We start from the raw sequence: 11,748 nt of genomic DNA on the forward strand, positions 1-11,748 counted from the left end.
TCATCCGCGTCTAGCCTTGCCGTGTATTCGCTGCAAGCCTGCGCTGCAGCTGATCGAGCACGACGGCCGCGATAATCACAAGGCCCTTGATCACCATTTGCCAGAATTCGGACACCCCCATCATTACGAGACCATCGCTCAGCACCCCGATCACGAAGGCGCCTACGATGGTTCCCCCGATCAGGCCCCTGCCCCCGGAAAGTGATGTGCCGCCAAGCACCGCCGCGGCGATGGCGTTGAGCTCGAAAGTCTCCCCGCTGGCGGGATGCGACGCCACCAGCTGGGACGAGACGATAAGCCCTACCACCGCCGCGCAAAAACCCGAGATCATGTAGACCGCAATCTTGACCCGGTCGACGCGGACGCCGGAAAGTGCCGCTGCGCGCTCGTTGCCACCCACGGCATAGACCTTGCGCCCGAAGGGTGTGCGCTGCGCCACATAGGCGGCGACAAGCGCCATGAGAACCAGGATGAGCACCGAAATCGGCACTCCAAAGAGATTGCCAGACCCAATGACGGGATAGCCCTGATTACCAAGTTCAGGCTTGCCCACGAGGTTGGAAAAGGTCGCGCCGCCGGACAGAAGAAGGGCTGCGCCGCGCGCTACATAGAGTGTGCCCAAGGTTGCAATAAAGGGCGCCACCCCGAGCTTTGTTATCAGCAAGCCATTTATGGCCCCGATGGCTGTCCCCACGAACAGGGCGATGAGGATCACTTCGACCACGTTGGGGTAGATCACCACCCCGAACATCGCCAGCGGCATGCCGTGCACGAGAAGTCCGCCCGCCACCATGCCCGTCAGTCCCACGATCGAGCCGACCGACAAATCGATGCCGCCTGTGAGGATCACATAGGTCATCCCGATGGCGAGTATGGCGTTGATCGCCACATGCTTGGAGATGATGACAGCGTTGGCGACGGAAACGAAGTTCGGCGCCATCAGCGCAAAGAACAGGGTCACAGCGATCAGCGCGATAAAAGTGCGTAGCTTAAGCACAAGCAGCAGTGCAGAACCGTTGCCGGCTTGACCTCGCATACCTGTCGCAGTTGCAGTGGACATTGGCTTCTCCTTAGGCTGCGGCAGTGTCGAATTGGTAAGTGGAAGCGCGGACCAGCGCCTCGTCGGTCGCCTCTTCGGCGCGCAGATCGGCGGTAATCCGGCCATAGGCCATGACCAGGATGCGGTCGGCCACGCCATGCGTCTCCTTGAGGTCGGAGGTCGTGTAAATAATGGCCAGACCCTGGTCGGCTAGATCGCGCATGGTGTTGAACACTTCGGCCTTGGCGCCGATGTCGATGCCCCGGCTGGGCTCGTCGAGCAGCAGGACACGCGGCTGGGTGAGCAGCGACTTGCCGATCACCACCTTCTGCTGATTTCCGCCTGAGAGCGACGTGATCGGCGCATCGGCTCCTGCGGTCTTGATATGCAGCTGGTCGATGACTTGGGAAAGCAGCGGCGTCTCGGCGGCTTTGGAGATGGAAAAGAACCTGGTGAACCGGCGCAGGCTGGCGAGGCCCAGATTGCCACCCACTGAAAGGTTCTGGACCAACCCGTCTCGCTGCCGATCTTCCGGAACAAGCAGCAGCCCGGCCTTCATGCGGTGATTGACGGATCGGGATCCCAGTTCCACGCCCTCCAGCCGCACCGATCCGGTGGCGCCACCTCGCAGGCCATAAAGGCTCTCGAACAGCTCCGTCCGGCCAGCACCGAGCAACCCATAGATCGCGGTGATCTCGCCAGTACGGAAGGTCACCGAAACATCGTCCACCGCCATGCCGGCGCCACGCCGCGGCAGCGACAGGTGCTCGACCTCGAGGATCGCCGGTCCAGCCGGCACGGCAGGCGGCCGCTTGGGCAGGACGTTCTCGGACCCTAGCATCTTGCTGATGATCCAGGGAATCGAAACCTCTTCTCGTGGGGCTGCCGCGGCCAATCGGCCGTCGCGCAAGACGGTGAAGTAGTCGCCGATGCGGATCAGCTCTTCCAGGCGGTGCGAGATATAGATGATGGCCACGCCGGCACGCTTCAGCTCGCCAATGACCTTGAACAACACCTCGACCTCGGAGGCCGAAAGCGCCGAAGTCGGCTCGTCCATGATCAGGATGCGAGCATCCTCAGCCAGCGCCTTGGCGATTTCGACGATCTGCTGCTGCCCGATCATCAGGTCCGCCACCAAGGTGTCGGGATCAATATTGTGCTCGAGCCGCCCCAGCAGTTCTGCGGCACGGGCGCGTTGAGCGCCTCGGTCGATATGGAACCCCGCGCGCGTGATGTCACGGCCCAGGAAGATGTTCTCGGTCACGCTCATATTGGGGCAAAGATTGACCTCCTGGAACACGATACCGATGCCCTTGCTGGCAGCATCGCGCACCGAGGAAAAGCTCACTTTCTCGCCGAGCATGGATATCGTGCCCAGCGTGGGCCGCTCCACACCAACAAGTATCTTCGTGAGCGTCGACTTGCCCGCCCCATTCTCGCCGATCAGCACATTGACCGCGCCGGCATGGACATCGAAGTCCACGTCCTGCAGCGCAACGGTGCCCGGGAAGGCTTTGGTTATGCCGATTGCGCTCAGAACAACCGTCATGGCGCCACCTTCTCCAGCAGGACCGGCGTGATCACGGGCGCGTCCCCTGCTTTGGAAACGCTGATCGCTCCAGTGAAGCGCACGCGGTCACCCACGGCCAGGGCGTCCACATTGCCGCTGAAACTGCCGAGTGCCAGCGCCGTCAGCGCCTTGCCCGCGTTGGCATATTCAAGCTGGTTGGTAAAGTCCTTGAACGAGACGAAGGGCAAGGCGTCGCGCACAGCATTGCCACGCAGCACCGGCCCGATCTGCAGCACTGCCGCTACAGGTTGAGCCCCGCCGTCAACCGCCACTTCCATCGTGCCGGCACGCGACTCGGTGTTCTTGGCCGACACAACGCCCTCGCCGGTGACAATGAAGCTCCAGGGAGACCCCTCTCCCGGTCGATAACCGTAGTTTTCTGTGGCCGCTTCGAAGTTCGTGGCTAACGCAGGCAACACTTCGGCAGCCGGTCGGGCATTCTCCTCGAAGTGCGGCAAAGCCTGGTCGCTCCACAGCCCCTCCGCATAGGCTGTCGCATCGAAGCCGACCGCCGGCGCCTCAGCTTCGGTCGCTATGGGGACGATTTTGCAGCCGGTGAGCGGAAGCGCCGCAACAAGCAGGATCCCCAGCGAGAGCAACCTCGACGCCTTCATAAGCAGCCATCCTCCCGAAGCCCCGCACGACCATTCGGTTCATTGCGGAAATTTTTCGATTTGCATTCTTGTGACCTCGTCTTGAAGCACTGTCAACCGGCCATGGCGCCGCGGCTGTGCCGGTTATGTTGGAGAAAGCTTCGCTCACGACGCTGGATACGATTCCGCAGAAAACGAAAATTATCTATTGCCCTCCCACAATTGTCGGCGCTAACTTCCCGGCAAATGCCTGACGGCTCCCATGCTGTTCGCGAGGAATTCAGTGTCCGCTCCTGCCACAGATCGCCGCAATGACCAGTTGTCCCTGATCGCCGAAAAGGCGCTCTGGATCCGGCGGCGTAGCTTTCAGATGGTCTTTGAAGCGCAGCAGGGCCATCCCGGCGGCGACTTCAGCGCAACCGATGTTCTCGCCACGCTCTACTTCGGCGTCATGCATTATGACCCCAAGAACCCTCGTGATCCCAATCGCGACCGCTTCGTCATGAGCAAGGGCCATTGTACCGGCGCCTTCTATTCGGTCCTGGCGGCGGCGGGATACTTCCCGGAAGCGGACCTCTCGACCTATATGGAGCCGCTTTCCAAGCTCAACGGCCATCCCAACCGCAACTACCTGCCCGGCGTTGAAACCAACACCGGTCCGCTCGGCCATGGCCTGCCCGTCGCCACCGGCATTGCTATTGCCGGCCAGATGGACAATGCAGACTTCCGCACCTTTGTGCTCACCGGCGACGGTGAACTGCAGGAAGGCAGCAATTGGGAGTCAGCACTGACCGCTGCCCACCGCAAGCTGGAAAACCTGACGCTGATCGTCGATCGCAACCGTTTGCAGCAAGGTGCTGGGACGGAAGAAACGGCTTCGCTCGATCCCCTCGAGGATAAATGGCGCGCCTTCGGTTGGCATGTCGAGACGGTGGATGGGCATGACCATGGCCAACTGCTCGCCGTCCTCTCCGCCTCGCCCAAAGGGCGGGGCAAGCCGCTCTGTGTTGTTGCAAACACCTTCAAGGGCAAGGGCGTCAGCTTCATGCACGACAACGTCTCCTGGCATCACGGCGTGCCCACCAAGGAGCAATACGAACAAGCCATGCGGGAACTCGTCTGATGAGCGCTGCTGCCCCCAAGAAAGACGGCTACTTCGACTGCCGCGACAGCTTTGCCGCGACCATCGAAGCCTTGGCCGAAGCCGATCCGCGGATCGTTACCGTCGTCAGCGACAGCGTCGGCTCGTCCAAGCTCACTGGGTTTCGCAAGAAATTTCCCGAGCGCATGGTCAATGTCGGCATTGCAGAACAAACCCTGGTCGCCGTTGGCGCCGGCCTTGCAAACGGCGGCAAGGTGCCTTTTGTCTCGGCGGCGTCCTGCTTTATCACCGGCCGCGCTCTGGAACAGGTCAAGGCCGACATCGCCTATTCCAATGTGAACGTGAAGCTGATCGGCCAGTCCTCCGGTGTTGCCTATGGCGAACTTGGTCCCACTCACCATTCCATCGAAGACTTGGCCTGGCTCCGTCTCTTCAACAACATGAAGCTGATCGTGCCGGCCGATCCCTGGCAGACGGCCGAAGCCATCAAGACCGCCGCCGCCCATGACGGTCCGGTCTTCGTCCGGGTCAGCCGCATGGCGGTCCCAGCGCTCGAGCGCCCTGCGAATGCCATCTTTGAGATCGGCAAAGCCGAAACCCTTGTCGAAGGCAGTGATGCGACCATCATAGCCAACGGCACTATGGTCCACCGCGCCGTCGCCGCCGCCAAGGCGCTAGCCGCGGAGGGCATCTCCGCTCGCGTCGTCAACATGGCCACTGTCAATCCACTCGATGAAGCCGTCATCGCCGACGCCGCAGAAACTGGCGCGATTGTGAGCGTTGAAGAACATTCCGTTCGTGGCGGGCTCGGCGGCGCGGTGGCTGAAGTGGTCATCTCCTCCAATCCAGTTCCAATGCGCATCCTTGGCTTCCCTGGCTTCGTACCCACTGGCTCAGCCGAATGGCTCTTCGACCACTTCGGGCTCAACGAGACCGGCATTGCCGACGCCGTGCGCCAGACTATCGCCCGCAAGAAATGACCGGCGAGCTGATCCTCGCCATCGACCAAGGCACCACCAACACCAAGGCTTTGTTGGTGGACGCCTCAGGCCGCGTGCTGCACCAGGCCTCGGTGCCCAACATTGTGACCTACCCCCAGCCTGGCTGGGCCGAGCAATCGGCCTCCGCTCTGGTCGACGGTGTCCAAACCGTCATCGCCGAAGTCGTTGCCAAAGCGGGTCACACCCACATCGCCGGCATCGCCATATCCAACCAGCGTGAATCCATCCTCGTCTGGGATGCCGCAACCGGTGAGCCCATCGGCCCCGTCGTTATCTGGCAGTGCCGCCGCTCCGCACCCAAATGCGACGCTCTTCGCGCGGCCGGCCACGCCGAGATAATCGAGGCCAAAACGGGCCTCTCACTCGACCCCCTGTTTCCCGCCGCCAAGATCGTCTGGCTTCTCGACAACACGCCCGGAGCCCGCATCCGCGCGGAAAAGGGCGAACTGCGCGTCGGCACGGTCGATTCATGGCTTCTGTGGAACCTCACCGGCGGCGGGGTCCATGCTACCGACCATTCCAATGCTTCCCGCACCCAGCTTTTCAATACCGAGACGCTGACTTGGGATGCAGACCTCTGCGCCCTCTTCGGTGTGCCGCAAAACATGCTGGCCGAGGTCAAATCCTCCGACACACGCTTCGGCACAACGGCCGAAGGTGCCACCGCCCTTCCCGCCGGCACGCCCATCCTCGCCATGATCGGGGATTCCCACGCCGCCCTTTTCGGCCACGGCGTCCGCATGCCCGGCACCGTCAAAGCCACCTACGGCACCGGCACCTCGCTGATGGCGCTGACGCCCAGTCGCGTCCGCTCAACCCACGGGATTTCGTCGACGATCGCCTGGAGCCAGAACGGCAAGGTGCAGCACGCCCTCGAAGGCAATATTTCCGTCTCAGGCCAGACCGCCGCCTTCGCTGCTGAACTCCTGGGCCTGCCCGACGCCACCGCCCTCTCAGCCCTCGCCGAAACCGTCCCCGACAGCAACGGCGTCGCCTTCGTACCCGCTCTTGTCGGGCTCGGCGCCCCCTACTGGCGCGCCGACGCCCGCGGCACCATTACCGGCCTCTCGCTCGGCACCAAGCCGGCTCACCTTGCTCGCGCCGCATTGGAAGCCATCGCTTTCCAGGTCGCCGACGTCTATTCCGCCATGGAAGCCGACATGGGCTCGCCTCTAGGCGAACTCCGCGCCGATGGTGGCGCCTCGCGCAACCCGTTGCTGATGCAGTTCCAGGCCGATATCCTCAGCCGCCCAGTCGCCGCCGCCGCAGCGCCTGAAGTCAGCGCCCTGGGCGCCGCCGCCCTCGCCTTTTCTTCCCTCGGCATTGCCATGCCGGGGGTCCCCGCTGCCGGTTACTTCGTGCCGGAGATGGATGACGTCAGCCGCAAGACACACCGTCACCGCTGGCAGTCCGCCGTAACGCAGACCTTGGCGCAAGAACAACAGCTTTCTGGAGGAAACCCATGACCAACCAACGCTTCGGGGCCGGCATCTGGCACTTCGCGACCTATCTCGACCGCTATGCGACGGACGGCTACGGCATTCCCCGCAATATCATCGAAGCCATCGATCTCGCAGGTCAGGTCAAGGACCTTTCCGTCGTCGATCTCAATTGGCCATATTTCGGCGGCGAATATTCCGACTCGCAGATCAAGGAAGCCCTCGATCGCAACAAGCTCGGCGTCATCGGCATCACCCCTGAGATCTACACCCGCGACTTCGTCAAGGGTGCCTTCACAAATCCCGATGCCGGCATTCGCCGCAAGGCGCACGAACTGATCACCGCCGCCTGCGACGTAGTTCGCTTCCACAAAGCCGACTACGTCAAACTCTGGCCCGGCCAGGACGGCTGGGACTATCCCTTCCAGGTCGACTATTCGACTCAATGGCAGCGCTCGCTCGACGGGGTCGGCCAACTCGCCTCTGAAAATCCCGACCTCAAATTCGTTATTGAATACAAGCCGCGCGAACCGCGCGTGCGCATGAGCTTCGGTTCGGTAGCCCGCACCATCCTTGGCATCGAAAAGATCGGACTCCCGAACGTCGGCATCCTGCTCGATTTCGGCCACGCCATCATGGGTGGCGAGTCTGCTGCGGACTCAGCCCAGCTTGCCATCGACCACGGCCGCCTCTTCGGCATGGACGTCAACGACAACTACCGCTCCTGGGACGACGACCTCGTCGCCGGCAGCCTCCACCCCATCGAGCTCTTCGAGTTCTTCTATGTGCTCAAGAAGAACAACTGGAACGGGGTCTGGCAGCTCGACCAGTTCCCCTTCCGCGAGGATTCCGTGGCCACGGCCACCCACGCCATCGACTTCCTCAAAGCCGCCGCCAAGGGCCTTGATCGCCTAGACATCGACGCCCTCCAGGAAGCTCAGAGCCGCCACGACGCCATCAGCGCCCTCAAGATCGCCCAGAAGGCTCTGTTCGGCGCCCTTGGCGGTGACGCGGACTGATCGAGGCGAGATCCCAGGAGAAAAATGAGCAGGGCGTCTCTTGCAGACGCCCTGCTTGAAAAATGCGACAGCACGTCAGGTGGGGTCAGGCGGCTACGCCGTCCACGATGACATGGTCGAATTGGCGTGAACACTTCTCGATACGGGCATCAACGCCATAGACGCTTTTCAGCATGGTAGAGTTGATCACTTCGAGCGGTGATCCGCAGGCTTGCATCTTGCCATCGGCAATCAGCAGGACCTGATCCGCGAAGCGCAGCGCTTGGTTGAGGTCGTGTATCGCGATTAGCACGATCATGCCCTTCTGCCGGGCCTGCGCCTGCATAAAACTCAGCACCTCGACCTGACGATGGAGATCAAGGGCGCTGGTGGGCTCGTCCATCAGCATGACGTCGGGTTCGCGCACCAGTGTCTGCGCGATGGAGACGAGCTGACGCTGGCCGCCGCTCAAGGCGCCCAGGTCCCTGAAGGCTATCGGCCGGATGTTGAGCGCGTCCATTACATGGTCGATGAAGCGCAGGTCGGCGTCTTCCACCGACCAGCGGCTACCCTGCTTGCGCGCCAGAAGAATGGACTCGTAGACGGTCAGCACGGCGTTTGCCGACGTATCTTGCGGCATGTAGCTGATCGCCTTCTTGCCTTTGGCACTGTCGGAGAGGCTGACCTCGCCCGGTCCCTTGAGCAGCCCGGCGATGCGCTTGAACAGCGTCGACTTGCCCGCCGCGTTCGGTCCGATCACCGCCACGACCTCACCGGCACGCAGTTGGGGCGTGGTAACGCCGGAGATGGTCAGCTTCTTGCCGTAGGACGCGCCAAGTTCCTTGAGCTGCAGGCTTACCATGAGCGCCTCACATTTGAGAGTATGAGCGAAATGAAGAACGGCACACCCACGAGGGCGGTGATGATGCCGATGGGGAAGACAACGCCGGGAATGATCGACTTGGAGACGATCGACGTCACCGACAACAGGAGTGCGCCGGAGAGCACGGAACCAGGCAGGAAGAAGCGCTGGTCTTCGCCCAGGATCATCCGCGCTATATGCGGGCCTACAAGTCCGACAAAGCCGATCGTGCCGACAAAGCTCACCGGCACCGAAGCCAGGAGTGAGATGATCAGCATGGTTTCAAGCCGGATATAGCGCACATTGACGCCAAAACTGGCGGCCTTGTCCTCGCCCAGCCTGATGGCCGTGAGCGCCCAGGCGTTGCGGGCAAAAAGCGGCAGTGCAATCAGCAGCACGGCCAAGGTGATCCAGATCTTGGGCCAAGTCGCCTTGGTGAGGCTCCCCATGGTCCAGAAGACCACCTGCGAGAGCGCCTGTTCGGAGGCCAGGTACTGCACAAAGGCGAGGAGCGCGTTGAAGGTGAAGACCAGCGCGATACCCAGGAGCACCACCGTCTGCACGGTGACCCCACGCAGCTGCGAAACGAAATGGATGAACAGCGTCGCCACCAGCGCCATGATGAAGGCATTGACAGGCACGATCAGTCCGGCGGCTACGGGAATGAATGGCACGGTCGTCACAATGCCCAGCGCCGCCCCGAAACTCGCTGCGGCGGAAATTCCCAAGGTAAAGGGGCTGGCCAGCGGATTGGCGAGAATGGTCTGCATCTGCGCACCGGCGACCGAAAGCGCAGCGCCCACCACGATGGCCATGACCGCCACCGGCATGCGGATGTCCCAGACGACCGTGCGCACCTGGTCGGACACCGCGTTGGGATCAAAGAGCGCGAGAACCACCTGATCCAACCCGTAGCGTGCGGGCCCCCAGGCGAGGTCGACGGCAAAGGAGAGGCAAAGGGCAAGGCTAAGCCCGGCCAGGATCAGGAGCTTGCGACGGGTACGGGCGCGGTATTCACCGCGCCCTTCGGCCGCCACTTCCGTCAAGAGGGTGATATCAGCGGCGGCCATGGACTACTCGTCGGCCTTGAGCGACAGCCAGGAACCCGGCTCATATGGGATGGGCAGGAACCGGTCGTAGAACTCCTTGAAGGTGGCGTCCGGATCGGCCTCGGCGAAGAGGTCGGGATGGAACCACTTGGCCATCTGGGCAATGACGACGAACTGGTAGGGGCTGGTGTAGAACTGGTGCCAGACCGCATGGACATTGCCCTCGGCCACAGCGGTGGAGCCGGTGAAGGCAGGCGCTTCCACCAATGAAGCAAGCACCTTGCGGCTTTCCTCGGCACCCTCAGCCGTTCCCGGGCCAACGCTGACAAAGCCGGCAGCATCGGGAGAATTGGTCCAGTCCGAACCCGTCACGACGATGATGTCGGGGTTGGAGGCGATGACCTGCTCGGGGTTGATCGAGCCGGTATAACCGGGAAGGAAATCCGAGCCCAGATTGTGCCCGCCGGCCAGTTCGACCATAAGGCCGAAATTGTCGGGCCCAAAGGTGCCGCAGCATTCCACGAGCCCCGCGGCACGATACATGAAGACGTCCGGCCGTTCCGGGTTGTTCTCGGCAAGCACGGCCGCAATCTTGTCCATCTCCGTCTGCCAGAAGTCGGCGACTTCCTGAGCACGCTCTTCCTTGTCGAACAGCTGGCCGAGGATGTGGAGGCTGGGCACGGTGTTGTCGATGATGTGCTCGCGGAAGTCGACATAGACGATCTTGACGCCGATGCCGTCGAGCATCTCCTCGAGCTTGACCTCGTCGGCAGCGGTCTTGTTGCCGATAGGCAGGATCAGCACGTCCGGATCCAGCGTCACCACCGTCTCCGTTTGCAACGTGCCGTCGGTCAGGTTGCCTAGAAACGGCAGGTCCTTGGCTTCGGGGAACTTGGCGACATAGGCATCGAACGACTTCTGGTCGGTGGTCCAGAGGTCGTTGCGCCAGCCCACCACCTTGGCGAAGGGGTTTTCCGTTTCGAGCGTGGCGAGCGAATAGAGCATTCGTCCCTCGCCCAGAATCACGCGCTCGACCGGAGCTTCAAACGAAACTTCACGTCCGGCGACGTCGGTAACGGTGAATGCTTGCGCAAAGGCTGGCAGCGAGAACGACGCCAGCACGGCCACGGCGGGCACGAGCATCAGACGCGACATTTTCATTTTGATGTCTCTCAGGAAACTTGATACGCAATGTCAGCTATTAAAGATGATGTTGAAGATCAAGATTTATCTTTTAGAGCCATTCCAAGGTGTTAGAGAGAAGATGACCGACTACGGCGCAAACTATTCCATCCGCGATGAAATCCGTGACTTCTGGTCCGAACGCGCGGCGACCTTCGATCAAAGCGTCGGCCACGAGATCTTCTCCGAGCAGGAGCGGCGCGGCTGGCATAAGCTGATCAGGAAGCACTTGGGCGAAGGGCGCGGCCGCGCCGCACTCGATCTTGCCAGCGGTACGGGCGTCATCTCCCACCTAATGCATGACATGGGCTTTGCCGTTACGGGCGTCGACTGGTCCGAAGCCATGCTCGAGCAGGCACGCGCCAAGTCGAAGAAGCGCGGCACCAATATTCGCTTCATCATGCGGGACGCCGAAAACACTCAGGAGCCGCGTGAGAGCTACGACGTCATCACCAACCGGCATCTGGTCTGGACGCTGGTGGATGTACCCGCGGCCTTTCGGGAATGGTTCGAGCTGCTCAAGCCGGGCGGAAGGCTCCTGATCGTTGATGGCAATATGGGGCGCAAGAGCTGGGTGACGCGGCTGCGGCTGCGCTTTGGCGGTAAGCCTGGTCACGGCAACCTTGCGCCGGGCATGAGCGAACGGCTGCAGCGCATTCGGGAGCAAGTGTTTTTCTCCAACCAGATGCCAGCAGAGGCTGTCGTCGACGAACTGCTCAAAGCCGGGTTCATCAATCCCGTTATCGACCGGCAACTGGGCGCCATACACTGGCCGCAGGCGCGCAAGATGCCGTTCTGGCGCGCGCTGGAGCGGCTGACGCAGGACCGTTTCGCCGTCTGCGTGACCAAGCCCGAATAGTTGCGCCATGCGACCAGCCGGCAGCTTTCGGCTGGTCGTGCCTGCAAACTGCAC

Annotated in this window: 11 protein-coding genes; 5 read left to right on the top strand and 6 right to left on the bottom strand. The window is 62.0% G+C overall.

Annotated features, from left to right (window positions below):
• Window positions 1-10: 10 nt before the first annotated feature.
• From VIL88_RS13110 to VIL88_RS13120, 3 genes are read right to left on the bottom strand one after another with little or no spacing between them, the layout of a single operon-like run.
• Complete coding sequence (locus VIL88_RS13110; protein ID WP_331989544.1) at window positions 11-1,060, bottom strand: ABC transporter permease; 1,050 nt, start codon at window positions 1,058-1,060, stop codon at window positions 11-13.
• 10 nt (window positions 1,061-1,070) lie between these two features.
• The gene (locus VIL88_RS13115; RefSeq protein WP_331989546.1) at window positions 1,071-2,588 is read right to left on the bottom strand and encodes a sugar ABC transporter ATP-binding protein; all 1,518 of its coding nucleotides are present in this window, start codon (window positions 2,586-2,588) and stop codon (window positions 1,071-1,073) included.
• Entirely contained in the window at window positions 2,585-3,223 is a 639-nt protein-coding gene (locus VIL88_RS13120; RefSeq protein ID WP_331989548.1) for a DUF2291 domain-containing protein, read from the bottom strand. Before VIL88_RS13120 ends, VIL88_RS13115 begins: the two co-directional genes overlap by 4 nt.
• Before the next feature lie 262 nt (window positions 3,224-3,485).
• On the opposite strand from VIL88_RS13120, the gene VIL88_RS13125 reads away from it, so the two are divergent.
• From VIL88_RS13125 to VIL88_RS13140, 4 genes are read left to right on the top strand one after another with little or no spacing between them, the layout of a single operon-like run.
• Entirely contained in the window at window positions 3,486-4,325 is an 840-nt protein-coding gene (locus tag VIL88_RS13125; RefSeq protein WP_331989550.1) for a transketolase, read from the top strand.
• On the top strand, window positions 4,325-5,284 hold the full coding sequence (locus VIL88_RS13130; RefSeq protein WP_331989552.1) for a transketolase family protein: 960 nt from the start codon (window positions 4,325-4,327) through the stop codon (window positions 5,282-5,284). The genes VIL88_RS13125 and VIL88_RS13130 overlap by 1 nt, the downstream gene beginning before the upstream one ends.
• On the top strand, window positions 5,281-6,771 hold the full coding sequence (locus tag VIL88_RS13135) for an FGGY-family carbohydrate kinase (protein ID WP_331989554.1): 1,491 nt from the start codon (window positions 5,281-5,283) through the stop codon (window positions 6,769-6,771). The genes VIL88_RS13130 and VIL88_RS13135 overlap by 4 nt, the downstream gene beginning before the upstream one ends.
• Complete coding sequence (locus VIL88_RS13140; RefSeq protein WP_331989556.1) at window positions 6,768-7,763, top strand: sugar phosphate isomerase/epimerase family protein; 996 nt, start codon at window positions 6,768-6,770, stop codon at window positions 7,761-7,763. Before VIL88_RS13135 ends, VIL88_RS13140 begins: the two co-directional genes overlap by 4 nt.
• 85 nt (window positions 7,764-7,848) lie before the next feature.
• On the opposite strand, the gene VIL88_RS13145 is transcribed toward VIL88_RS13140, so the two are convergent.
• From VIL88_RS13145 to VIL88_RS13155, 3 genes are read right to left on the bottom strand one after another with little or no spacing between them, the layout of a single operon-like run.
• The gene (locus tag VIL88_RS13145; RefSeq protein ID WP_331989558.1) at window positions 7,849-8,604 is read right to left on the bottom strand and encodes an ABC transporter ATP-binding protein; all 756 of its coding nucleotides are present in this window, start codon (window positions 8,602-8,604) and stop codon (window positions 7,849-7,851) included.
• Window positions 8,598-9,674 carry an iron ABC transporter permease gene (locus VIL88_RS13150; protein ID WP_331989560.1) on the bottom strand — a complete coding sequence of 359 codons (1,077 nt, stop codon included), beginning with the start codon at window positions 9,672-9,674 and terminating at the stop codon, window positions 8,598-8,600. The genes VIL88_RS13145 and VIL88_RS13150 overlap by 7 nt, the downstream gene beginning before the upstream one ends.
• Before the next feature lie 3 nt (window positions 9,675-9,677).
• Window positions 9,678-10,814: an ABC transporter substrate-binding protein gene (locus VIL88_RS13155; RefSeq protein ID WP_414650139.1), complete on the bottom strand. Its 1,137-nt coding sequence runs from the start codon at window positions 10,812-10,814 to the stop codon at window positions 9,678-9,680.
• 103 nt (window positions 10,815-10,917) lie between these two features.
• Between VIL88_RS13155 and VIL88_RS13160 the strand changes: the two genes are divergently transcribed.
• Window positions 10,918-11,694, top strand: coding sequence for a class I SAM-dependent methyltransferase (locus VIL88_RS13160; RefSeq protein ID WP_331989562.1), 777 nt, complete (start codon window positions 10,918-10,920; stop codon window positions 11,692-11,694).
• Window positions 11,695-11,748 lie beyond the last annotated feature (54 nt).

Source organism: Devosia sp. (assembly GCF_036563435.1).
Taxonomy (GTDB): Bacteria; Pseudomonadota; Alphaproteobacteria; order Rhizobiales; family Devosiaceae; genus Devosia.